Raw genomic sequence first — 22524 nt, forward strand, 5'->3', positions numbered from 1 at the left:
CGCCGCCGAAACGCCTTAATTTCGCCCGCGCAAGAGGTTAATGTCGCCTGCGACCCGCGCGAGAGTGGGGCCTGTGCCGAGACCGAGTGAAGATTGACCCATTGACCCTGACCGCGCCGCGCCATTTCCTGTTCCTGCAAGGCCCGCACGGGCCGTTCCTGCACCGGCTGGCCAAGATGCTGCGCGCGGCGGGGGCCGAGGTCTGGCGCGTGGGGTTCAACGCGGGCGACCGGGCGTTCTGGTTCGGGGCGCCGGGCTACATCCCCTTTCAGGCGCCGCAGGACCAGTGGCCCGACACCTTCCGCGCCATCGTGGCGGAACACGGCATCACCGATATCGTGCTTTACGGCGATACCCGGCCGATCCATGCGGGCGCCGTCGCCGCGGCGCGGCAGATGGGGCTGCGCATCCATGTCTTCGAGGAAGGCTACATGCGCCCCTACTGGATCACCTACGAACGCGGCGGCACCAACGGCCATTCGCGGCTGATGGACATGAGCGTCGCGGACATGCGTGCGGCACTGGCGATGTCCGACCTCGACGTGCCGACGCCGCCCGCGCACTGGGGCGACATGCGGCACCACGTGTTCTATGGCGCGCTTTACCACTGGTTCGTGATGTTCCGGAACGGCGCGTACCGCAACTTTCGCCGCCACAGGGAATTGCCGGTCGCGGTCGAGACATGGCTTTACACCAAGCGGCTGCTGCTGATGCCGTGGATCGCGCTGGACCGGCGGATCGCCACGCTGCGCATCCGGCTGGGCGGCTTTCCCTATCACCTTGTCCTGCTGCAGCTGGAACACGACGCCAGCTTCCAGAAGCATTCGCCCTTTACCCGGATGGAGGAGTTCCTGACCGTGGTGATGGACGGCTTTGCCGGGGCGACGCCGCGGCACCATCACCTTGTCTTCAAGGCGCATCCGCTGGACAACGACCGCAGCCCGACCAAGGCGATCATCCGCAGGCTGGCGCGGCAGGCGGGCGTCGCGGACCGGGTGCATTTCGTGCGCGGCGGCAAGCTGGCGCGGCTGCTGGACCACGCCCGCACCGCGGTCACGGTCAATTCCACCGCAGCGCATCAGGTCCTGTGGCGCGGCATCCCGCTGAAGGTCTTCGGCGACGCGGTCTACAACAAGCCGGAATTCGTGTCGGCGCAGCCGCTGCCGGAATTCTTCGCCGCCTCCGACCGGCCGGATTCCCGCGCCTACAAGGACTATCGCCGGTTCCTGCTGGAAACGTCGCAGGTCCCCGGCGGGTTCTATTCCTCGCAGGGCCGGCGGCAGCTGATGCGGCAGGTCGTGGACATGATGCTGGCCGAGGCGGACCCCTACGACAGTCTGGCGCAAGGCAAGACGCCGCCGCGCCAGCCGCTGCGGATCGTCACCTGACGCGTGGGCTGGCGCCCCGGGCCGTGTCGCGTAAGATGCGGCGGCGACATCGGGAGGCGGCATGCGCGAAATCACCCTGCGGCAGGTCGAGGTCATCCGCGCCGTCATGCTGCGCGGCACGATCAACGGCGCGGCTGAGCATCTGAACGTCTCTGCCCCCGGGATCAGCCGGCTGATCAAGCATACGGAGGAATCGCTGGGCATCCGGCTGTTCGAGCGGCGCGCGGGGCTGTTCGTCCCCTCGGTCGAGGCGGGCGCGGTGTTCGACCAGATCCGCGAGGTCTACAAGGGCGTCGAGAACCTGCAGAGCGTGCTGGGCGCGCTGCAGAAGGGTCAGGACGTGCGGCTGTCCTTCGCCTCTGCCCCGTCGGTGGCGCAGTTCATCGCGGCGCGGGCGATCCGCAACCTGCGCCAGCGCTATCCGGACCTTGTGATCGAGCTGAACCTGCTGAAGATCGAGGAGACGCTGGATTACCTGCTGCTGGAACGGGGCGAGTTCGTCATCATGAGCTCCTACGTCGACAATCCGGGGGTGGAGAGCCGCAAGATCGCCGCGGGCAAGATCGTGGCGATCCTGCCGGAGGCGCATCCGCTGGCCCGGCAACCCTTCGTCACGGTGGCGGAACTGGCGCGGGAGGACCTGATCGGCGTCGATCCCAGCGACCCCTACGGCGCGATCATGGCGCAACCGTTCCGCGCGGCGGGGATCGAGCCGCATTACACCCTGCGCGGCCGTTTCGCACAGACGGTCGTCAGCCTCGTGCGGCACGGGCTGGGGGTGGCGCTGATCGACGAGTTCTCTGTCGCCGAGGTCTACATGCCCGGTCTGGTCCGGCGCCCGGTGCGCGAGACGTTGCCCATCGACATCTATGTCGTGACCAAGAAGGGGCGGGTGATGTCGAACTTTGCCGAGGCGGCGATCGCGCATTTCGGCAAAGAGCTGGCGGAGGCGCATGTGCATTGGGCGGATGCGATGCACGATTAACATCGTGTTACGATGAGATAGATTTCAGCATTTGACGTTACGTCCCGATCCGGGTGATACATGCCCCGTCCCGCGACGCCAAGGCTTTGCGGCACGTGTTTCAGGGAGGAAACCACATGAACAAGATCATTCTGGCCACCGTATCCGCATTGGCGCTGGGTGCCGTGGCCGCGCAGGCGCAGGACTATCCGACCAAGGAAATCCAAGGCATCATCCAGTGGGGGGCCGGCGGGTCCACCGACACGGTGATGCGCGCCGTCACGCCCCACGCCGAAGAGGTGCTGGGCGGCACCGTGGTCATGCAGAACGTGACCGGCGGCGTCGGCGCGATCGCGCTGAACAACGTGGAGAGTGCGGATGCCGACGGCTACACCCTGCTGATGGGCGCCGAGAACCCGCTGCTCTACAAGGTGATGGGACTTGGCGACAAGGATTACGGCGACTTCATCCCCGTCGACCTGCTGGCCCGCGGCACCGCGATCCTGGTGGCGAACAACGATGCGCCCTTCGACGATTATGCCGGCATGATGCAGTACATCAAGGACAACCCGGGAGAGCTGAAGCTGGGCGCGACCGGACCCGGCGGCCTGCCGTCGGTCATCACCGCGATGATGGACACGGTGGAAGGCAAGCTCGACGTCATTTCCGTGCCCTACGACGGTGACGGCCCGGCGCTGACCGCGCTGCAGGGCGGCGCCATCGACGTGATGCCCGCCGTGCTGGGCGCGTCGATCGAGGGTATCCGCGCCGGCACCATGAAGCCGCTGGCGATCTTCGACACCGAAGCCAGCGACAAGCTGCCCGACGTGCCGACCATCGTGTCCGAGAACGAGGCCTACGGCGCCTACCTGCCCTGGGGTCCGTTCTTTGGCGTCTTCGTCAAGGAGGGCACGCCGGACGACGTGGTGGCCAAGCTGTCCGATGCCTTCAAGCAGGGTGCGGAGAACGCGGATTTCGTCAAGCTGATGGACGAGCGCGGGTTCACGATGATGAATATCTCTGGCGACGAGGCCGAGGAATTCCTGACCAACTGGCAGCAGAACACCGCGTGGCTGCTGCAGGACGCGGGCCTGACCAGCGCCTCGCCCGAAGAGTTCGGCATCGAAAAGCCTGCCGAGTAGGCACGGGCCCGTGGCGGCACGATCAGCCGCCTGCGCCGGACCGGGCGCCGCCTTCGACGGGAAGTGCGGCGCCCTTTTTGCAAGCGACATGGCAGACCCGTCTGGGAGGACGCGATGACCACACCCGACCCCATCCACCACGACGGCAGCAGCGACGCGCTGCCCGGCGGTTATGACGCCCGGCGTCGGCCGGGAGAACTGGTGTTCGCGATCCTCCTGACCGTCGCCAGCCTTGCCCTGCTGTGGAACGCCTACGGCATCGCGGGCCTGTCAAAGCTGTCCTCGCCCGGCGCGATCCCGATGGCGACCTCTGCCGTGATGGTGGTGACGGCGCTGATCGTGACGGTCCGCACCGCGCGGCAACCGCGGGTGGCGGACGAGACCGTGGCGCGGGACATCCTGCCCGGCACGGTGATCCTGTTCGTCGGGCTGCTGGTGGGCTACGCCCTGCTGCTGCGTCCGCTGGGGTTCCTGCCGACCTCTGCCCTGTTCCTGATCGTCGGGATCAAGGTGCTGTCGCGCCGGGGCTGGGGCTTTACGCTGGGAACCGCGCTGCTGAGCCTTGCCGTCATCTGGCTGATCTTCCGGCTCGTGTTCTCGGTCCTGATGCCTGCGGGCATCGTGCCGGAGGCCGAATTCGTGCAGATGCTGCGCAACCTGTTCGGGGGCGTGCTGTGATGGAGACGGTGCTGGCCTTCCTGACGGTCTTTACCCAGCCGCAGCTGTTCCTGCTGGTGGGTGTCGGCACCTTTGCGGGCGTCTACGTCGGCGCGATCCCTGGCCTGTCGGTGACGATGGCGGTGTCGATCCTGATCTCCTTCACCTTTTCATGGGACGTCTACCCGGCCATCGCGCTGATGATCGGCATCTACATGGGCGGCGTCTATGGCGGGTCGCGCACGGCGATCCTGCTGAACATCCCCGGCGCGCCCTCCGCCATCGCCACGGCGATGGACGGCTATCCCATGGCCCAGAAGGGAGAGGCGGGGACGGCGATCGGCGTGACAACGGTCATGTCGTTCATCGGCGGCTTCATCGGGATCATCGTGCTGGCGCTGGCCGCGCCCTTCGTGTCGGACTTCGCGCTGAGTTTCCAGCCGCGCGACTACATGCTGCTGGCCGTCCTTGGCATCCTGCTGGTGGGGTCGCTGTCGACCGGGAGCCTCGTCAAGGGCATCTTTGCCGGGGCCTTTGGCCTTGCCATCGGGGCGGTGGGGCGCGATCCACTGACATTCGCGGAACGCTTCACCTTCGACTTTCGGCTGCTGGAGGGCGGGATTTCCTTCATCGCCGTGATGATCGGCATGTTCGGCGTGTCAGAGGCGCTGATGCAGCTGCAGCACGCCGACAAGACCGCCGTGAAGCAGAAGATCAGCCGCATCGTCCCGTCGTGGGGCACGGTCCGGCGGCACCTGCCGCTGTCGCTGCAGACGTCCTCCATCGGGGTCATCATCGGCGCGCTGCCCGGCACCGGCGGCGATATCGCGGCGCTGATGGCCTACGACCACGCCAAGCGCGTGACGAAGAACCCCGAGGTGCCCTTCGGTCAGGGCGCGATCGAGGGGCTGGTGGCGCCCGAGACCGCCAACAACGCCGCCGTCGGCGGGGCCTTCATCCCGATGATGACACTGGGCATTCCCGGCGACGCGGTCACGGCGATCATGATCGGCGCGTTGTTCATCCATGGCCTGAACCCCGGTCCGATGCTGATGGTCGATCAGCCGCACATGTTCTGGTTCATCGTAGGCGCGCTGTGTGTCGCCAATTGCTTCATGCTGCTGTTCGGCCTGACGGGGATCAAGCTGTTCACCCGAATCGTCGAGATGCCGCGCGCGGTGCTGATCCCGCTGATCATGCTGCTGAGCATCGTCGGCGCCTATGCGGTGAACAACGCGATCACGGATGTCTACTGGATGCTGGCCTTCGGCGTCTTCGGCTACTTCATGCGGCACTACGGCTACCCGCTGGGGCCGGTGATCCTTGGTGTGATCCTGAGCCGCCTGCTGGACGACAACTGGCGGCGGGCGATCATTTCCGACCGCGAGGATCTGGGCCGGTTCTTTGGCGGCATCCTGCACAGCCCGCTGTCGCTGGTGCTATTCGTCGCCGTGATCCTGATCTTCGTCAGCCAGACGCCGGTCTGGGCCAAGGCCAAGGCGATGCTGCGGAAGGAAAGCGCATGAAAACGTTGAAACTGGGGTTGATCGGCGACAACATCGCGCGGTCGCGCTCGCCGTTGCTGCACCGGCTGGCGGGGCAGCAGAACGGGGTCGACGTGACCTACGACCGGCTGGTGCCGAAGGACCGGGTCGAGACCTTCGCCGAGGTCTTCGAGGACTGCCGCGACGGCGGCTATCGCGGGATCAACGTGACTTATCCCTACAAGGAGGTCGTGACCGACGGTCTGCGCATCGACGACCCGCTGGTGCGGGCGATCGGCGCGGTCAACACGGTGATCTTCGACGCGGCGGGGCCGCAGGGGCAGAACACGGATTATTCGGGGTTCAAGGCCGCCTATGCGCGGGTGCGCGGGGACGCACCGACAGGGCCGGTGCTGATGATCGGCACGGGGGGCGTGGGGCGGGCGGTGGCCTTCGGGCTGGTGGCGCTGGGCACCACCGACCTGCGGCTGGTCGACCGCGACCGGGCCAAGGCAGAGGCGCTGGCCGCCGACCTGCGCCGCGCGGCGCCCGACCTGCATGTCAGCGTGGGGGTCGACGCGACCGAGGCGGCCAAGGGTGCCGCGGGCCTGATCAACTGCACGCCGGTCGGCATGGTGGGCTATGACGGCACCCCCCTGCCCGCCGCGGCGATGACGGGCGCCGCATGGGCCTTTGACGCGGTCTATACCCCCGCCGACACGCAGTTCCTGACCGATGCGGCGGCGCAGGGCCTGACGGTGATATCCGGGTGGGAGCTGTTCTTTTACCAGGGCGTGCACGCCTGGGCGATCTTTGCCGGCCTGCCGCTGGACGAGGACCGGCTGCGCCACGACCTGATCCACGCGGAGGATGCGCCATGAAGACCTCTATCGCGACCGTTTCCGTCCCCGGCACCCTGCGCGAGAAGCTGGAGGCGATCGCGAGCGCGGGGTTCGACGGGGTCGAGATCTTCGAGCAGGATTTCATCACCGACGCGGGCAGTCCGCGCGACGTGGGCGCGATGATCCGCGATCACGGGCTGGAGATCACGCTGTTCCAGCCGTTCCGCGATTTCGAGGGGCTGCCGGGCGCGTTGCGGACCAAGGCCTTTGACCGGGCGCGGCGCAAGTTCGACGTGATGAACGAGCTTGGCACCGACACGGTGCTGTTCTGTTCCAGCGGCCACCCCGAGGCGCTGGGCGGCATCGACCGGGCCGCCGCGGATTTCGCAGAGCTGGGCGAGATCGCCGCGGCGCAGGGCATCCGGGTGGGATACGAGGCGCTGGCCTGGGGCCGTCACGTCAACGATCACCGCGACGCGTGGGAGATCGTGCGGCGCGCGGATCATCCGAACATCGGGCTGATCGTGGACAGTTTCCATACCCTCGCCCGCGGCATCGACCCGGAGACGCTGCGCCGCATCCCCGGCGACCGCATCTTCTTTGTCCAGCTGGCGGACGCGCCGCGGATCAAGATGGACCTGCTGTATCTGTCGCGTCATTTCCGCAGCATGCCGGGCGAAGGCGATCTGGACGTGACCGCCTTTACCCGCGCCGTCATGGCGACGGGCTACGCCGGGCCGATCAGCCTCGAGATCTTCAACGACCAGTTCCGCGGGGGAATGCCCCGCAACGTGGCCCGCGACGGCTATCGGTCGCTGCTGGCGCTGATGGACGACGTGCGGCGGGCAGAGCCGGAGGTCGTGGCCGACCTGCCCGCGTTCCCGCCGCGGGCGACCGTGGATCGCGTGTCCTTCATCGAGTTCGCGTCGCAGGGACAGGACGCGGAGGCGTTGGCGGCGCTGCTGCAGAGCCTTGGGTTCACCAAGGTGGGGCGGCACACCGTCAAGCGCCTGACCCTGTGGCAACAGGGCGAGATCCGCATTCTGATCAACGCGGAGCCGGGCGATCTGGCGGCCTCGATCTACCGCGCGCACGGCACCAGCATCTATGACATCGGGTTGTCGGTGGGGTCCGCCGCCGACACCATCGGCCGGGCGCGGGCGCTGGGGGCGGACCCCTTTGCGCAGCCGCTGAGCCCGAGCCAGACCGACATCCCCGCAATCCGGGGGCTGGGGGGCAGCGTGCTGCATTTTCTGGATGACAGCGCCGCCCTGTCGGATGTCTGGGCGACGGAGTTCACGCCCGTCGCGCGGCCCGGCCCCGGCGTCGGCCTGACCCGCGTGGATCATATCGCGCAGACCATGACCTACGACGAGATGTTGAGCTGGTCGCTGTTCTACACCTCGCTTTTCGACATGAAGACGGCGCCGATGGTCGATGTGACCGATCCCGACGGGCTGGTGCGAAGCCAGGCGCTGTCGGCGCCCGGCGGCGCGTTCAGGATCACGCTGAACGGGGCGGAATCGCACCGGACCTTTGCGGGGGCCTTCCTTGCGGACAGCTTCGGCGCGCCGGTGCAGCACGTGGCGCTGGCGACCGACGACATCTTTGCCACCGCCGCGGCGCTGGCAGAGACGGGGTTCGCGAGCCTGCCCCTGCCCGCGAACTACTATGCCGATCTGGCGGCGCGGTTCGATATCGACCCGGAGGTGCTGGCGCGGATGCAGGCGTTGAACATCCTTTACGACCGGGATGCGGGGGGCGCGTTCTTCCAGCTTTACTCTCAGCCCTTCGCGGGGGGCATGTTCCTTGAAATCCTGCAGCGCGACGCGGGCTACGACGGCTATGGCGCGCCGAACGCCGCGTTCCGGATCGCGGCCCAGAAGCGGTTGCAGCGCGGCAAGGCGATGCCGGCGCGGTAGGGCGATTCGGCCGAACGGGGCCGCGGCAATTCCGTCGGATCGCGGCAGGAAAGCAACAGTGACGGGCGGCACACCGGCGCCCGGCGCCGGCCAAACTATCTTTCCCCGTGCCTTTCCCCTACCCTCACGGGAAAAGACGACCGAGGCAGAATAATAACAGGTCGAGGAGACCGAGCAGTGCTATCCCTGACATTGCGCCTTTCACGGGGCGTCGCTCTCGTGGTCACGCTGGGCATCCTGGCCGCTTGCGCCCTGCCCCGCGTGGGACCGAACAAATCCGAGATCTTCGCAGGCTCCGTCCTGCGCGAGGGCGATGCCTTCGTGCTGACCGTGGACGACCGCGTCAACGCCATCGCCGCCGTGGCCCCTGCGCTGGGGTTCAGCGCGGGTTTCCTGAACGCGGGCGAGGTCGGGTCCGACACCATCAATCCCGGCGATACGCTGGGGCTGACCATCTTCGAGAACGTCGACGACGGGTTGCTGGTGCCGACGGGGCAGAACGCCACCATCCTGAACGAGGTGCAGGTCGACGGTCAGGGCTTCATCTTCGTGCCCTACGCCGGGCGCGTGAAAGCTGCCGGCAATACGCCGGAGGCGATCCGCCGTATCATCACCGATAAGCTGTCCGACCAGACCCCGGATCCGCAGGTGCAGGTGCGCCGGCTGGCGGGCGACGGATCGACGGTATCGGTGTCGGGTGCGGTGAACGCGCAGGGCGTCTATCCGATCGAGCGCCCGACGCGGTCGCTGGTCGCGATGCTGGCGGCGGCAGGCGGGATCGGGGTCGACCCCGAGATCGCGCGCGTGACCGTGGTGCGCGGCAACCAGCGGGCCGAGATCTTCTATGACGACCTGTACAACAATCCCCGCAACGACATCGCCCTGCGCGACGGCGACGCCATCGTGGTCAAGGCCGACAGCCGGACCTTTACCGCGCTTGGCGCGACCGGCACGCAGAACCGGGTGAAGTTCGAGACGCCGACGATTTCCGCCATCGAGGCGCTGGCGCAGGTCGGCGGGCTGTCGTCCACCGTGGCCGATCCGACCGGCGTCTTCGTGTTCCGCAACGAACCCGAGGCGATCGCGGAGCAGCTGGTGGGGCAGGACCTGACCGGCACGCAACGGGTTGTCTACGTGCTGGACCTGACGCGGCCGAACGGCATGTTCATGGCCCGCGATTTCGCGATCCGCGACGGCGACACGGTCTATGTGACCGAGGCCCCGTTCGCCCAGTTCAGCAAGACCATCGCCGCGGCGACCGGGTCGCTGAACGCGGTGAACAACGTGCAGTCGACGACCGGTCTGTAGCGATCATGCGGCCTTACGCGCCAGAGGCCGCCGCGGGGGAGACCCTGCGGCGGCTTTTCGTTTACAACGGCGGGTTCCTGACGCAAGGCCGGGTGCGGCGCATCCTGACGCTGGCGGGCTGGGACATCCGGCTGGGCCTGCCCGGTGACGGCGACGCGGTGGGCGTCTGGGGCCATTCCCCCACCGCCCCGCGCGGCGAGGCGGTGGCGGCGCGGCGCGCGGCGCCGGTGGTGCGGGTGGAGGATGCCTTTCTGCGGTCCGTCCGGCCCGGCCGCGATGGAGAGCCGCCCCTTGGGCTGGTGATCGACAGCCGGGGCATGCACTACGACCCCGCGCAGCCGAGCGATCTGGAGTGCATCCTGCGCGACGATCCGCTGGACGATACGGCGGCGTTGAACCGGGCGAAGGCGGCGATGGCCGAGATCGCGCGGCTGGGGCTGTCGAAATACAACGCCTTCGATCCAGCGGCGGCGGTGCCCGATCCGGGCTACGTGCTGGTGATCGACCAGACGCGGAGCGATGCGGCGGTGACGGCCAGCGGGGCCGATGCCAACACGTTCCGCGAGATGCTGTTCTACGCCCAGACCGATCACCCCACGGCGCGGATCGTCATCAGGACCCACCCCGAGACGGCGGCGGGGCACCGGCCGGGCTATTTCGACGCGCAGCATGCGGAAGGGCGGATCAGCCTGTGCGACGCGGCCATCCCACCGCAGGCCCTGCTGGCGGGCGCGGTGGCGGTCTATACGGTGTCGTCGCAGATGGGGTTCGAGGCGATCATGGCGGGGCACCGCCCGGTGGTCTTCGGCCAGCCGTTCTATATCGGCTGGGGTCTGAGCGACGACCGCAAGCCGCTGGACCGGCGGCAACGACGGCTGACGCGGGCGCAGCTTTTCCTTGCGGCGATGATGATCTACCCGGTGTGGTACGACCCCTATCACGACCGGCTGTGCGGGATCGAAAAGGCCATCGCGACGCTGGACGCGCAGGCGCGGGCGTGGCGCGACGACCGCAGGGGCTGGACCGGGCACCGGATCAGCCTGTGGAAGCGGGGACCGCTGCAGCAGGTCTTTGGCCGCGAGGTGCCGATGCGGTTCGCGCGGGACGGTGCGCCGCAGGGCGCGGACGGGCGGCGGCACATGGTCTGGGCCTCCAAGGCGCCGGCCGACACCGACATGGTGCGGATCGAGGACGGCTTCCTGCGGTCGCGCGGGCTGGGCGCCGACCTGATCCCGCCGCTGTCGCTGGTGCTGGACGATCTGGGGATCTACTACGATCCGACGCGGCCCTCGCGGCTGGAGGCGCTGATCGCCGACGCCTGCACCCTGCCCGACGGTCCACGGGCGCGGGCGACGGCGCTGATTGCGGCACTGTGCCGGGGGCGGTTGTCGAAATACAATCTGGGTGCGACCGATCCCCTGCGCGGGCTGCCGGTGGGGCGGCGGATTCTGGTTCCGGGACAGGTGGCGGACGATGCCTCGATCCGGCTGGGGGCCGGGGATGTGGCCACGAACGGCGGCCTGCTGCGCGCGGCGCGGGCGGCGAACCCGGCGGCGGTGATCCTTTACAAGCCCCACCCGGATGTGGAGGCGGGACTGCGCGAGGGCGCCGTGCCGGAGGCGGACGCGATCGCGGACGCGGTGCTGACCGTCATGGATGCGATCACGGCGCTGGATCTGGTGGACGAGGTCTGGACCATGACCAGCACGCTGGGGTTCGAGGCGTTGCTGCGGGGCAAGCGGGTCACGTGCCTCGGGATGCCGTTCTATGCGGGCTGGGGACTGACCGACGACAGGGCGATGCCGGTGCCGCGGCGGGCGGCCAGCCCCGACCTTGCGGCGCTGGTCCATGCGGTGCTGATCGACTACCCGCGCTACCACGACCCGGTGACGGGCCTGCCCTGCCCGGTCGAGGTGGTGGTGAAGCGGTTGCGCGAGGGCACGGTCCCCGCGCCGTCGCGGGGCAACCGGTTGCTGGCCAAGGCGCAGGGGGTCCTAGCCTCTCAGTCGTGGATCTGGCGGCGCTAGACCGGGTGCCAGTGCTGCATCACGTCGCCGCCGATCTGCGACAGCCGGTCGAGGCGGAAGCGCGGGGCCTGTGCCAGATCACGGACGCCGAGGCCCGCCAGCGAGGGCAGCCCGTCGGCGCCGAGGGCCACGCCGGCGTGGATCACCACGAGTTCATCGACCAGTTTCGCCTGCAGCAGGCTGGCGGCGAGATGCCCGCCGCCTTCGCACAGCACGCGGGTGATGCCGCGGGCGGCGAGCGCGCGCAGGGCAGAAAGCGGGTCGATCTGGTTGTGGGACAGGTCGCAGGCCAGCGTCTCGACCCCCGCCTGCTGCCAGTCACGGGGATTGGCGTCGGGACCGTGGCAGAGCCAGACGGGCTGCTGCCGGGCGGTCTGGGCCAGGCGGCCGTTGATCGGCAGGTTCAGGTCGCGCGACAGGACGACGCGGACCGGCTGGCGGACGTCCCCCAGATCGCGGACATCGAGCATGGGGTCGTCGGCGCGGGCGGTGCCGGCGCCGACCATCACCGCGTCGTGGCGGGCCCGCAGGGCATGGACCGCGCGGCGGGCCTGCGTGCCGGTGATCCAGCGGCTTTCGCCGCTGGCGGTGGCGATGCGCCCGTCGAGGCTGCTGGCGAGTTTCAGCGTGACCACGGGCCGGCCCGCCGTGACGCGCTTGAGGAAACCGGCGTGATCGCGCTCTGCCTCTCGCCGCATCAGGCCGAGATCGACGGCGATGCCCGCCGCCTGCAGGCGGGCGATGCCCTGCCCCGCGGTGCGCGGATCGGGGTCGCCGGTGGCGACGATGACGCGGGCGACGCCAGCGTCGATCAGCGCATCGGCGCAGGGTGGCGTCTTGCCCGTATGGGCACAGGGTTCGAGCGTCACGTAGACGGTGGCGCCGCGCGCCGCATCCCCGGCCTGATCGAGGGCCACGCGTTCCGCGTGGGGCCGGCCGCCGCGCTGGGTGGTGCCGCGCCCGACGATGACGTCGCCCTGCACGATGACGCAGCCGACGGCGGGATTGGGCCAGACCTGTCCCATGCCGCGCCGCCCGAGGGCCAGCGCCAGCGTCATGAACCGCGTATCGGCGGCGGTCATTGGTCCGATTTGGTGTTCGGGCGCAAATCGTTCATGAATTTCTCGAAATCATCGGCGGCCTGAAAGTTCTTGTAGACACTTGCAAAGCGCACGTAGGCGACCGTGTCAATGCGGGCGAGGCTTTCCATCACGATCTCTCCGATGGTGCCGGAAGGGATGTCGGTTTCGCCCATGCTTTCCAGCCGCCGCACGATGCCGGAGATCATCTGGTCCATGCGCTCGGGCTCTACCGGGCGTTTCTGCAGGGCGATGCGGATCGAGCGTTCCAGCTTGTCGCGGTCGAAATCCTCGCGCCGGCCGTTCGATTTGATCACGACGAGGTCGCGCAGCTGCACCCGTTCGTAGGTGGTGAAGCGGCCGCCGCAGGCGGGGCAGAAGCGGCGTCGGCGGATCGCGACGTGATCCTCTGCCGGGCGGGAATCCTTGACCTGAGTATCGACATTTCCGCAAAAGGGGCAACGCATGGGGCCTGTCCTTGTCTGATCGTCCGCGTCTTGGGGTTGGTCCCCGAGTTATCCACAGCGACTATAGGCCCCGCCCCAGCCTTTGGGTAGGGGCCGCGCGCACCCCCCGCATCTGGAGGGTGAAGCTGAGTCTTTTGGAACACGTCACCCCAGATACGCCGCGACCTCTCTGCTGTGGGGGCGGTCGCGATGTTCGAAGAGGTAGATCCCCTGCCAGCGGCCGAGTGCCATGCGCCCCGCCGCGACGGGGATCGAGAGCGAAACGGGCAGCAGTGCCGCCTTGATGTGCGCCGGCATGTCGTCGGGGCCTTCGTAGGTGTGGGTGAGGTAGGACATGGCCGGGTCGGTCGCGGGCGGCACGAGGCGGGCGAGGTAGTGCAGAAGATCGGTCTGCACCTCGGGGTCCGCGTTTTCCTGCACCAGCAGGCTGGCGGAGGTGTGGCGGATGAAGAGCGTCAGGAGGCCGGTGCCGGTCGCCCATGCGGCGACCTGATCGGTGAATTCGTAGAGACCCTGACCGCGGGTCGGTATCGTGAAGGTCGTCTGCATCGGTGAACCTCGGGGTGTCGGGCCGCGTTGGGCATGCAACAGGCAGCATAAGGAGACCATCATGGCCGACAAGACACTCTTCATCACCGGCGCCTCGTCCGGGATCGGCGAAGCGACGGCGCGCAAGGCGGTTGCGGCGGGCTGGAACGTCGGGCTGTTCGCCCGGTCGGCGGACAAGCTGGAGAAGATCGTGGCCGATCTGGGCGACCGGGCGCTGGCGCTGCCGGGGGATGCGACCAGCTTCGACGATCAGGTGGCGGCGCTGAGGACATTGGGCGAGCGGTTCGGGACGGTGAACGCGGCCTTTGCCAACGCCGGGCGCGGCACGTCCAAGGGCGGCGCCGAGAAGGGCGAGGTCGACGACTGGCAGGGCATGGTGGACCTGAACGTCATGGGCATGCTGAAGACGGTGAAGGCCGCCCTGCCCTGGCTGAAACCGAACCGGGGGCACATGGTGCTGACCGGGTCCGCCGCCGGGCGGCGGCATATCGCGGGGTCGGTCTATGGCGCGACCAAGTGGTTCGTGCATGGCTATGCGGGCAACCTTGCCGAGGAGATGAAGGACTGGGGCGGGCGCTGCACCGTGGTGGCGCCGGGGATGGTGAACACCGGGTTCTTCGACGAGCCGAAGCCCGACAAGTTGCAGCCCGACGACGTGGCCGAGGCGGTCATGCTGGCGCTGGATGCGTCGGAGGTGACGGACGTGCGCGAAGTGTTCCTGATGCCGCGCGGGTGAGGCGCGCGGGGGTGACCTGATTTTCAAGAGAAAATCAGGTGCCTATGGCGGGGATATTTCCAAGACAGAGAGGGGGGCGCCGCGCGCCGATCATCAGGTCGTGATCGGTGCGATGCAGGCTTTGATCGTGGCGGGACTGCGTTAGGCTGGCGGCGGGCCGGGGATGGTTCCCGACCCCGACAGGAGGATTGCGCCATGACGCGACTGACGGCCAAGGATTTCGACCCCGCACTGCTGGAGCTTTACGATTTCTACGCCCACGGCATGATCTCGAAACGGGACTTCCTGGACGGGGCCGCCAAATTTGCGGTGGGTGGCATGACGGCCGCCGGAATCCTTGGGCTGATGGCGCCGAACTACGCCCTGGCCGAGCAGGTGTCGTTCAACGACGAGAGCATCCTTCCGGAATACATCACCTATCCGTCGCCGGAGGGCCATGGCGCGGTGCGCGGCTACCTCGTGCGGCCGGCGGGGGTGGAGGGACCGCTGCCGGCGGTGGTGGTGGTGCACGAGAACCGGGGGCTGAACCCCTATATCGAGGACGTGGCGCGGCGGCTGGGCAAGGCCGGGTTCATGGCGCTGGCGCCCGACGGGCTGACCAGCGTCGGCGGCTATCCGGGCAACGATGCGGAAGGGCGCGCATTGCAGGCCAGCGTCGATCCGGAGAAGCTGATGAACGACTTCTTTGCGGCGGTAGAGTTCATGATGGCGCACGAGGGGTCCACCGCTGCCGTCGGGATCACCGGCTTTTGCTATGGCGGCGGTGTCGCCAACGCCGCGGCGGTGGCCTATCCGGAACTGAAGGCCGCGGTCCCCTACTACGGCCGGCAGCCCGATGCGGCGGATGTGCCGCGGATCGAGGCGGCGCTTCTGATCCACTACGCGGGACTCGACGCGCGGGTGAATGAGGGCTGGCCCGCCTATGAGGCGGCGCTGGACGCGGCGGGCACCGAGTACGAGGCCCATATCTACGAGGGGGTGAACCACGGGTTCCACAACGACAGCACGCCGCGTTACGACGCCGCGGCGGCAGAACTGTCATGGGAGCGGACGCTGGCGCATTTCAGGCGGCATCTGGCCTGATCCGCAACCGGGCCCGCTGCCGGGTGAGGTCTAGGACCGGAACAGGGACTTGCCCTGTTCGTCGATCATCTGGCGCGCCTTGGCGAGCGAGGCTTTGCGCGCGTCATCGAGGTCCTGCATCGTATCGGCGCGGATCAGCTGGTGTTCCTGCCGGGTGCCATCGACCTCTGCCGTGATCCGGGCCGCGACCCGCCATGTGCTGCCTTCGCGGATCGGGTTCGGCGTGATGGTGAAGCCATTGTAATCCTCTGCCGTGCTTTCGTCGGCGGGGGCGTCGGCGGCGGGTTTCGCGCCGAAGAGTTTCGACAGCCAGGACATCGGCCTACTGATCCAAGAAGCTGCGCAGCTTGCGCGAACGGCTGGGGTGCTTGAGCTTGCGCAGGGCCTTCGCCTCGATCTGGCGGATGCGTTCGCGGGTGACGCTGAACTGCTGACCAACCTCTTCAAGCGTGTGGTCGGTGTTCATGCCGATGCCGAAACGCATGCGCAGCACGCGTTCCTCTCGCGGGGTGAGGGACGCCAGCACGCGGGTCGTGGTTTCCTTCAGGTTTTCCTGAATGGCGGAGTCGAGCGGCAGGATCGCGTTCTTGTCCTCGATGAAGTCGCCGAGCTGGCTGTCTTCCTCGTCGCCGATGGGGGTTTCGAGGGAGATCGGCTCCTTGGCGATCTTCATCACCTTGCGGACCTTTTCGAGCGGCATCTGCAGCTTTTCGGCCAGTTCCTCGGGCGTCGGTTCGCGGCCGATCTCGTGCAGCATCTGGCGGCCAGTGCGGACCAGTTTGTTGATCGTCTCGATCATGTGGACCGGGATACGGATCGTGCGGGCCTGATCGGCGATGGAGCGGGTGATCGCCTGACGGATCCACCACGTCGCGTAGGTGGAGAACTTGTAGCCGCGGCGGTATTCAAACTTGTCCACGGCCTTCATCAGGCCGATGTTGCCTTCCTGAATGAGATCGAGGAACTGCAGGCCGCGGTTCGTGTATTTCTTGGCGATGGAGATGACGAGGCGGAGGTTCGCCTCGACCATTTCCTTCTTGGCCTGACGGGCCTCCTTTTCGCCCTTCTGGACCTGAGAGACGATGCGGCGGAATTCGGTGATGTCGACGCCGACGTACTGGCCGACCTGCGCCATGTCGCCGCGCAGCTCCTCGATCTTGTCGGTCGAGCGTTCGACGAGGGCCTGCCAACCCCGGCCCGCACGGTCGGCGATGTCCTCGAGCCAGTTCGGATCGAGTTCGCGGCCCCGGTAGGCGTCGATGAATTCGCGGCGGTTGATGCGGGCCTGATCGGCGAGCTTCACCATGGCGCTGTCGATCTGCATGATCCGGCGGTTGATGCCGTAGAGCTGGTCGATCAGCGCCTCGATCCGGTTGTTGTGCAGATGCAGGGAGTTCACACGCTCCACGATCTCGGCGCGGAGGGACTGGTAGGTCTCCTCTTCGCCGGTGGAGAAGCTGCTGTCCTCGTTCAGGGTAGCGGACATGCGGGCGTCCTGCATTTCCGACAGCTTGCCGAAGTCGCTGGCGATGATTTCCAGCGTTTCGAGCACGCGCGGCTTCAGCGCCGCTTCCATTGCGGCGAGGCTCATGTTGGCCTGCTCGTCGTCGTCCTCCTCGTCGTCCTTGGCGATCGGATTGCCGTCGGCGTCGAGTTCGGAGGAGTCCTCGTCCTTGCCGCCCGCCTCGCCGCCGCCGGTGACGACCGGTTCCTCGCTGTCGTCGTCGCCCAGCTGGTTGCCGAAGGTGGTTTCGAGGTCGATGACGTCGCGCAGCAGGATGTCTTCGGAGAGAAGTTCGTCGCGCCAGATCGTGATCGCCTGAAAGGTCAGCGGGCTTTCGCAGAGCCCGAGGATCATCGTGTTGCGCCCCGCCTCGATCCGCTTGGCGATGGCGATCTCGCCCTCGCGGCTGAGGAGTTCGACGCTGCCCATCTCGCGCAGGTACATGCGGACGGGGTCGTCGGTGCGGTCGAGCTTTTCCGCCTCGGCGCCGCCGAGGGCCACGTCGCGGCCACCCTGGATGGTGGCGACCTCCGTGGTGCCGGCGGGCTCTTCGCTTTCCTCGGATTCCTCTTCCTCGGTGACCTGAATGCCCATTTCGGAGAGCATCGACATCACGTCCTCGATCTGGTCGGAGGAGACCTGTTCGGGGGGCAGGACGGCGTTCAGCTGGTCGTAGGTGATGTAGCCCCGTTCGCGCGCGTCCTGAATCATCTTCTTGACGGCGGCCTGACTCATGTCGAGGCTGATGTCGCTGTCGCTATCGTCCTTGCGGTCGTCGTTGTCTTTGGCGGCCATGCGGCGGGGCTCCTCGTGTCAGCGGGCGACGGCGTATGTGGCGAATCGGTGGGGCGCCTGATTCGGTTTGGACGAATCAACGCCTTGCGCGTCTGATTCGCAACCGGAAAGGGCAGATTTCACAGCCCTGTTGCACGCCGCCCCCTCGTTCGTCGATCTACGCGCGGATCGGTCCTGCCCTACTTAGGGCCGCGCGGCGGTTTTGCAATCGTCAGGGCCTGCAGGATCGCGTCGAAGGCCGCGCGTTCCGACTTGTCCATGCCGAAGCCGTTCTCTGCGATGACGATCTCGGCGTTGTTCTCTCCGCCGATCTGGCTGGATTTGGCGACGGCGCGCACCGCCTCTCCCAGCCGCCACGTCAGCCCCTCGTCGGCGGCATCGACGTCCTCCACCGCCTCCGACACCTCGCGCGGGAGGGCGCGGGCGGCGGTCAGCTTGGCGAAGCTTTCCGCAAGGCAGCGACGCGCGAAGTCCAGATCGCCGGGCTTGCGCAGGCCCGAGGTCAGCGCCACGTCGCGCTGGGTCAGGAGGCGGGCGACGGCCTCCTCTCCGACGCAGGCGTGGAGGTGGGCGGTCAGGTCCGCATCTTCTGCACAGCGCAGGATCGCGTCGCGCAGGCGGGCGTGGTCGGGGTCGGCGCAGTCCATCAGTTCCAGCGGCGCGACGAAGGCCGGCAGGGCGGCGGGGGTGGCGATCAGCGTGGCGAGGATCACCGCCTCGCGCATGTGGGATTCGTCCGCCGCGCCGGCGCCGAGGATCGAGCGCTTGTTGGTGGCGACGGGCGAGAGGTCGCGTTCCCAAGGCTGGGCCTTGGGGTTCCATTTCTGCGCCTTGCGGGGGGTGAAGGCCTTGTTCTGCGGCTTGCGGGTGCGGAACAGGTCCCACCGCATCTCCTTGATCGCCTCGCCGTAGTGGCTGCGGATCGAGGGGTCGGCGATCAGGCGGATCTTGTCGCGCAGCGCCTTGTCGAGGGCGGCGCGGCGTTCGGGGCTGTCGAAGACGCGGCCCTCGGTCTCTCGCTGCCAGAGCAGGTTGACCATGGGAATGGCCGCGTCGAGGATCGCCTGCATGGCGTCGCGGCCCTGCCCCTTGATGACGTCGTCGGGGTCGAGGCCCGCGGGCATCACGGCGAAGCGCAGGGACTGCCCGGCGGCGAGGAGCGGCAGGGCGAGGTCGATGACCCGCATGGCGGCGCGCAGGCCGGCGGTGTCGCCGTCGAGCGCGACGATCGGTTCGGGTGCGATCCGCCAGAGCATGTGCAGGTGATGTTCGGTGACGGCGGTGCCCAGGGGGGCGACGGCTGCCTCGAACCCCGCTTCGGACAGCGCGATGACGTCCATGTAGCCTTCGGCGACGACCAGCGGCTGGCCGCGGCCGGCGGCGGTGCGGGCGTTCTGCACGTTGTAGAGCGTGCGGGACTTGTCGAAGAGCGCAGTTTCCGGCGAGTTGTAGTATTTCGCCTTGGCGTTCGGGTCCATCGCCCGGCCGCCGAAGGCGATCGCCCTGCCCCGCGCGTCGCGGATCGGGAACATGATGCGGCCGCGGAAGCGGTCGTAGGGGGCGCCGCCCCGGTCGGAGGTGGCCGCAAGGCCCGCGTCGATCACCAGCTTCTGCGGGACGCCCTTGGCGGTGAGGGCGGCCAGCACGCCGCCCTGATCGGGGGCGAAGCCGATGTCCCAGCGGGCCTGCGCCTCGGGCGAGAGGCCGCGGCGGGTCAGGTAGTCGCGGGCGGGCCCGGCGGCGGCGGTCTGCAGGTTCAGTCGGAAGTGCTGGACCGCCTGCTCCATCACCTCGGCCAGTTCGGTGCGGGTGTCGGCCTTTTCCTGCGCGCGGGGGTCGCGTTCGGGCATCGGCAGGCCGGCCTCTGCGGCGAGGATGCGGATCGCCTCCATGAAGTCGACGTTCTCGGTCTCGCGCACGAAGGAGATGGCGTCGCCCTTCGCGTGGCAGCCGAAGCAGTAGTAGAACCCCTTGCGGTCATCGACGTGAAAGCTGGCGGATTTTTCCTGATGGAACGGGCATGGCGCCCACATGTCGCCGCGGCCCTGGTTCGACTTCTTGGTGTCCCACATGACCTTGCGCCCGACGACCTGTGACAGCGACAGGCGGGTGCGCAGTTCGTCGATGAAACCGGGGGGTAAGGACATGTGCGGAGTATCGGTCAGGGGACGGCGAGAGTCGAGAGGGCGGAGGGGGGCCAGCCCCCCGTCGGCACGCCGACTCCCCCCGAGGTATTTTCAACGAGAAGAAGGGTGGACCACGGCACGTTCGAGGGCGGGGTAGCGCCAGCCGAGCGTGAGGCCGCGGAAGACGAAGCTGAGGAGCAGGCCGGTCCAGAGACCGTGGTTGCCGAAGAGCGCCATGAGCGGGATGACGGTGGCGAAGTAGAGGATGGTCGAGATGACCATCATGTTGCGCATGTCCGTGGTGCGGGTGGCGCCGATGAAGATGCCGTCGAGCATCCAGGCGGCGACACCGAGGATGGGGGCCAGCACCATGTAAGGAAGGTAGTGGCGGGCGGCGGTCTGCACGTCGGGGGCGGTGGTCATGGTGTCGATCACCGTGCCGCCGAACAGGGCGAAGGCGAGCGCGAGGGCGGCGCAGATCGCGCCGCCCCAGCCCGAGGTCAGCAGCGCCGCGCGGCGCAGGGCGGGCCGGTCGCGACGGCCCAGCGCCTGACCGACGAGGCTCTCTGCCGCGATGGCGAAGCCGTCGAGCGCATAGGCGGTGACATTGAGGAACTGCAGCAGGATCTGGTTGGCGGCAAGCTGGATGTCGCCGAAGTCGGCGCCCCAGAACAGGAAGCTGACGAAGATCGTCTGCAGCAGGACGGACCGGATCAGGATGTCGCCGTTGACCACCCCCATGCGGATCAGGCGGGCGCGGTCGAAGACGCGGGGCCAGTCGCGCCAGGCCGGCACGCGGAAGGCGGCACGACAGAACCAGAGACCGAGGGCGAGGCCGGACCATTCGGCGATGACGGTGGCGGAGGCGACGCCGGCGACGCCCCAGCCCAGTTGCAGCACGAAGACGAGGTCGAGCAGGATGTTGGCGCCGTTCATCAGCACCTGGACCGCGAGCACGGCGCCGGTGCGTTCCTGCGCGATCAGCCAGCCGGTGATGCCGTAGAGCGCGATGGCGGCGGGCGCGGACCAGACGCGGATGGCCATGTAGCGGCGGGCGAGGGTTTCGACCTCTGCACTTGCCGGGGAGACGGCGAAGGCGCCGGCGAAGAGCAGCGCCTGTGCCGCGATGATGACCGCCCCCGCGGCGAGGCCGATCAGCAGGGCGCGGGACAGGAGGGCCGCGACCTCTGGCCGGTCGCCCTCTCCGACGGCCTGTGCGGTGAGGCCGGAGGTGCCCATGCGCAGGAAGCCGAAGATCCAGTAGATCGCGGTCAGGATGATCGCGCCGATGCCGACGGCGCCGATCGGGGCCGCCTGCCCCATCTGGCCCACCACGCCGGTGTCGACGACGCCGAGGATCGGCACGGTGGCGTTCGAGATCACGACCGGCAGCGCGATGTGCAGGACCCGGCGGTGCGTGAGGTTCATCTCAGTCCTCGTCCCGGACCGGCATCAGGAAATGCCCGGTCGCCTGCGCGAAGAGGCGGGCGCGGTTGTCCTGCCATGCCTCGACGTGGACGGAGGCGTAGCGGCGGCCCGAGCGGTTGACGCGGGCGCGGGCGTAGGCGTCGCGCGGCAGGCCGGAACGTAGGTAGTCGACGTTGAAGTCGATGGTCTTGGGCAGGCGGCGCGGCACCGCCTCTGCCCCCGATTCCATGTCTTCCCACAGCATGGCCCAGCTGAGTTCGATGATCGCCGCGACCTCCATGAAGGCGGCGGTCACGCCGCCGTGCAGCGCCGGAATGGAGGGGTTGCCGATCAGCATGTCGGCGTAGGGCAGCACGGCGGTAAGCTCGTCGCCGTGGCGTTCGAACCGGATGCCGAGGAAGCGGATGTAGGGGACGCCGTCGACGAGGCCCTGCAGGGTGGCGTCACGGCGCTGCTTGACGACCTGCACGGGCTCGGGGCGGGCGCGTTTGGGCGATGTGGTCATGACGCGGCCTTTGCGGTGCGGGGACGCTCGCTTGATTGTCGCGAACGCGGGCGTTCGCTTGATTGTTGCGAACGCGGGCGTTCGACCGTGAAGGCGCCGGTGGCGGAGGCGACGGGGCGGTCGGTGTCGTCGTCCAGCGCCACGGCGCGCACGAAGGCGACGGAGCGGGTGACGTGATAGCAGGTGGCGCGGGCGGTGATGGTCTGGCCCGGTGTCGCCGGGCGCATGTAGTCGATGCGCAGGTCGATGGTGGCGGTGCCCAGCCCCGCCTGCGGATGCACCATGACGGCGGCGCCGCAGCAGGTGTCCATCAACGCCGAGACCGCGCCGCCGTGGATCACTCCGGTCTCGGGATCGCCCACGAGGCGGGCGTCGTAGGGCATGGTGATCACGGCCTCGCCATCGCCCACGTCGGTCATCCGCATCCCCAGCGCGCTGGCGTGGGGGATCATCGCGATGAATTGCGAGGCCACCTGCCGCCGGCGGTCGATCGGGATGTCGGGGGGCATCTGCGGGCT

Annotated in this window: 20 protein-coding genes; 11 read left to right on the forward strand and 9 right to left on the reverse strand. The window is 68.2% G+C overall.

Annotated elements, in window-relative coordinates:
* Window positions 1–101: 101 nt before the first annotated feature.
* The 9 genes from BUA54_RS11810 (at window position 102) to BUA54_RS11850 (ending at window position 11734) form a co-directional block, all read left to right on the forward strand.
* Window positions 102–1388, forward strand: coding sequence for a capsule biosynthesis protein (locus tag BUA54_RS11810; protein WP_072857460.1), 1287 nt, complete (start codon window positions 102–104; stop codon window positions 1386–1388).
* Between the two features lie 61 nt (window positions 1389–1449).
* Window positions 1450–2373 carry a LysR family transcriptional regulator gene (locus BUA54_RS11815; RefSeq protein WP_072857461.1) on the forward strand — a complete coding sequence of 308 codons (924 nt, stop codon included), beginning with the start codon at window positions 1450–1452 and terminating at the stop codon, window positions 2371–2373.
* A gap of 116 nt (window positions 2374–2489) precedes the next feature.
* Window positions 2490–3494 carry a Bug family tripartite tricarboxylate transporter substrate binding protein gene (locus BUA54_RS11820; RefSeq protein ID WP_072857462.1) on the forward strand — a complete coding sequence of 335 codons (1005 nt, stop codon included), beginning with the start codon at window positions 2490–2492 and terminating at the stop codon, window positions 3492–3494.
* 114 nt (window positions 3495–3608) lie between these two features.
* Window positions 3609–4172 carry a tripartite tricarboxylate transporter TctB family protein gene (locus BUA54_RS11825; RefSeq protein ID WP_072857463.1) on the forward strand — a complete coding sequence of 188 codons (564 nt, stop codon included), beginning with the start codon at window positions 3609–3611 and terminating at the stop codon, window positions 4170–4172.
* Complete coding sequence (locus BUA54_RS11830; protein ID WP_072857464.1) at window positions 4172–5677, forward strand: tripartite tricarboxylate transporter permease; 1506 nt, start codon at window positions 4172–4174, stop codon at window positions 5675–5677. The genes BUA54_RS11825 and BUA54_RS11830 overlap by 1 nt, the downstream gene beginning before the upstream one ends.
* Window positions 5674–6516, forward strand: coding sequence for a shikimate dehydrogenase family protein (locus tag BUA54_RS11835; protein WP_072857465.1), 843 nt, complete (start codon window positions 5674–5676; stop codon window positions 6514–6516). The genes BUA54_RS11830 and BUA54_RS11835 overlap by 4 nt, the downstream gene beginning before the upstream one ends.
* A complete protein-coding gene (locus tag BUA54_RS11840; RefSeq protein WP_072857466.1) occupies window positions 6513–8399 on the forward strand; it encodes a bifunctional sugar phosphate isomerase/epimerase/4-hydroxyphenylpyruvate dioxygenase family protein in 1887 nt (628 codons plus the stop codon). The genes BUA54_RS11835 and BUA54_RS11840 overlap by 4 nt, the downstream gene beginning before the upstream one ends.
* 177 nt (window positions 8400–8576) lie before the next feature.
* The gene (locus BUA54_RS11845) at window positions 8577–9707 is read left to right on the forward strand and encodes a polysaccharide biosynthesis/export family protein (RefSeq protein ID WP_143155411.1); all 1131 of its coding nucleotides are present in this window, start codon (window positions 8577–8579) and stop codon (window positions 9705–9707) included.
* Between the two features lie 5 nt (window positions 9708–9712).
* Window positions 9713–11734 (forward strand): capsular polysaccharide biosynthesis protein, encoded by a 2022-nt coding sequence (locus tag BUA54_RS11850; RefSeq protein ID WP_072857467.1) that lies wholly within the window; start codon window positions 9713–9715, stop codon window positions 11732–11734.
* Here BUA54_RS11850 and ribD read toward each other — a convergent pair.
* From ribD to BUA54_RS11865, 3 genes are all read right to left on the reverse strand, one after another.
* The gene (gene ribD / locus BUA54_RS11855; protein ID WP_072857468.1) at window positions 11731–12816 is read right to left on the reverse strand and encodes a bifunctional diaminohydroxyphosphoribosylaminopyrimidine deaminase/5-amino-6-(5-phosphoribosylamino)uracil reductase RibD; all 1086 of its coding nucleotides are present in this window, start codon (window positions 12814–12816) and stop codon (window positions 11731–11733) included. The two genes, BUA54_RS11850 and ribD, sit on opposite strands and share 4 nt — an antisense overlap.
* A complete protein-coding gene (gene nrdR, locus BUA54_RS11860) occupies window positions 12813–13280 on the reverse strand; it encodes a transcriptional regulator NrdR (RefSeq protein ID WP_072857469.1) in 468 nt (155 codons plus the stop codon). Before nrdR ends, ribD begins: the two co-directional genes overlap by 4 nt.
* A gap of 144 nt (window positions 13281–13424) precedes the next feature.
* Window positions 13425–13829 (reverse strand): secondary thiamine-phosphate synthase enzyme YjbQ, encoded by a 405-nt coding sequence (locus tag BUA54_RS11865; RefSeq protein WP_072857470.1) that lies wholly within the window; start codon window positions 13827–13829, stop codon window positions 13425–13427.
* A 61-nt stretch (window positions 13830–13890) separates the two neighbouring features.
* On the opposite strand from BUA54_RS11865, the gene BUA54_RS11870 reads away from it, so the two are divergent.
* Together BUA54_RS11870 and yghX are read left to right on the forward strand one after the other, a co-directional pair.
* Window positions 13891–14565 carry an SDR family oxidoreductase gene (locus BUA54_RS11870; protein WP_072857471.1) on the forward strand — a complete coding sequence of 225 codons (675 nt, stop codon included), beginning with the start codon at window positions 13891–13893 and terminating at the stop codon, window positions 14563–14565.
* 195 nt (window positions 14566–14760) lie between these two features.
* Window positions 14761–15648 (forward strand): YghX family hydrolase, encoded by an 888-nt coding sequence (gene yghX, locus BUA54_RS11875; RefSeq protein ID WP_072857472.1) that lies wholly within the window; start codon window positions 14761–14763, stop codon window positions 15646–15648.
* A gap of 30 nt (window positions 15649–15678) precedes the next feature.
* Here the strand turns inward: yghX and BUA54_RS11880 are convergent, their stop codons facing one another.
* The 6 genes from BUA54_RS11880 to BUA54_RS11905 all read right to left on the reverse strand — a co-directional run bounded on the left by BUA54_RS11880 (window position 15679) and on the right by BUA54_RS11905 (window position 22515).
* Entirely contained in the window at window positions 15679–15966 is a 288-nt protein-coding gene (locus BUA54_RS11880) for an HlyU family transcriptional regulator (protein ID WP_072857473.1), read from the reverse strand.
* A gap of 4 nt (window positions 15967–15970) precedes the next feature.
* Complete coding sequence (gene rpoD / locus BUA54_RS11885; RefSeq protein WP_072857474.1) at window positions 15971–17947, reverse strand: RNA polymerase sigma factor RpoD; 1977 nt, start codon at window positions 17945–17947, stop codon at window positions 15971–15973.
* 179 nt (window positions 17948–18126) lie between these two features.
* Window positions 18127–20094 (reverse strand): DNA primase, encoded by a 1968-nt coding sequence (gene dnaG / locus BUA54_RS11890; protein WP_072857475.1) that lies wholly within the window; start codon window positions 20092–20094, stop codon window positions 18127–18129.
* 90 nt (window positions 20095–20184) lie between these two features.
* Window positions 20185–21501: an MATE family efflux transporter gene (locus tag BUA54_RS11895; RefSeq protein ID WP_072857476.1), complete on the reverse strand. Its 1317-nt coding sequence runs from the start codon at window positions 21499–21501 to the stop codon at window positions 20185–20187.
* Window position 21502: 1 nt separating this feature from the next.
* Entirely contained in the window at window positions 21503–22006 is a 504-nt protein-coding gene (locus BUA54_RS11900; RefSeq protein ID WP_072857477.1) for a PaaI family thioesterase, read from the reverse strand.
* Window positions 22003–22515: a PaaI family thioesterase gene (locus BUA54_RS11905; protein WP_072857651.1), complete on the reverse strand. Its 513-nt coding sequence runs from the start codon at window positions 22513–22515 to the stop codon at window positions 22003–22005. Before BUA54_RS11905 ends, BUA54_RS11900 begins: the two co-directional genes overlap by 4 nt.
* Window positions 22516–22524 lie beyond the last annotated feature (9 nt).

The organism is Loktanella atrilutea (genome assembly GCF_900128995.1).
Taxonomy (GTDB): Bacteria; Pseudomonadota; Alphaproteobacteria; order Rhodobacterales; family Rhodobacteraceae; genus Loktanella; species Loktanella atrilutea.

Excerpts from the sequence above, each read along its gene's own strand:
- BUA54_RS11870 (WP_072857471.1), top strand. The coding sequence starts at position 13,891 with ATGGCCGACAAGACACTCTTCATCACCGGCGCCTCGTCCGGGATCGGC.
- ribD (WP_072857468.1), bottom strand. The coding sequence starts at position 12,816 with ATGACCGCCGCCGATACGCGGTTCATGACGCTGGCGCTGGCCCTCGGG.
- BUA54_RS11895 (WP_072857476.1), bottom strand. The coding sequence starts at position 21,501 with ATGAACCTCACGCACCGCCGGGTCCTGCACATCGCGCTGCCGGTCGTG.
- BUA54_RS11830 (WP_072857464.1), top strand. The coding sequence starts at position 4,172 with ATGGAGACGGTGCTGGCCTTCCTGACGGTCTTTACCCAGCCGCAGCTG.
- BUA54_RS11850 (WP_072857467.1), top strand. The coding sequence starts at position 9,713 with ATGCGGCCTTACGCGCCAGAGGCCGCCGCGGGGGAGACCCTGCGGCGG.
- BUA54_RS11865 (WP_072857470.1), bottom strand. The coding sequence starts at position 13,829 with ATGCAGACGACCTTCACGATACCGACCCGCGGTCAGGGTCTCTACGAA.
- rpoD (WP_072857474.1), bottom strand. The coding sequence starts at position 17,947 with ATGGCCGCCAAAGACAACGACGACCGCAAGGACGATAGCGACAGCGAC.
- nrdR (WP_072857469.1), bottom strand. The coding sequence starts at position 13,280 with ATGCGTTGCCCCTTTTGCGGAAATGTCGATACTCAGGTCAAGGATTCC.
- BUA54_RS11880 (WP_072857473.1), bottom strand. The coding sequence starts at position 15,966 with ATGTCCTGGCTGTCGAAACTCTTCGGCGCGAAACCCGCCGCCGACGCC.
- BUA54_RS11900 (WP_072857477.1), bottom strand. The coding sequence starts at position 22,006 with ATGACCACATCGCCCAAACGCGCCCGCCCCGAGCCCGTGCAGGTCGTC.
- dnaG (WP_072857475.1), bottom strand. The coding sequence starts at position 20,094 with ATGTCCTTACCCCCCGGTTTCATCGACGAACTGCGCACCCGCCTGTCG.
- BUA54_RS11820 (WP_072857462.1), top strand. The coding sequence starts at position 2,490 with ATGAACAAGATCATTCTGGCCACCGTATCCGCATTGGCGCTGGGTGCC.
- yghX (WP_072857472.1), top strand. The coding sequence starts at position 14,761 with ATGACGCGACTGACGGCCAAGGATTTCGACCCCGCACTGCTGGAGCTT.
- BUA54_RS11835 (WP_072857465.1), top strand. The coding sequence starts at position 5,674 with ATGAAAACGTTGAAACTGGGGTTGATCGGCGACAACATCGCGCGGTCG.
- BUA54_RS11840 (WP_072857466.1), top strand. The coding sequence starts at position 6,513 with ATGAAGACCTCTATCGCGACCGTTTCCGTCCCCGGCACCCTGCGCGAG.
- BUA54_RS11815 (WP_072857461.1), top strand. The coding sequence starts at position 1,450 with ATGCGCGAAATCACCCTGCGGCAGGTCGAGGTCATCCGCGCCGTCATG.
- BUA54_RS11825 (WP_072857463.1), top strand. The coding sequence starts at position 3,609 with ATGACCACACCCGACCCCATCCACCACGACGGCAGCAGCGACGCGCTG.
- BUA54_RS11905 (WP_072857651.1), bottom strand. The coding sequence starts at position 22,515 with ATGCCCCCCGACATCCCGATCGACCGCCGGCGGCAGGTGGCCTCGCAA.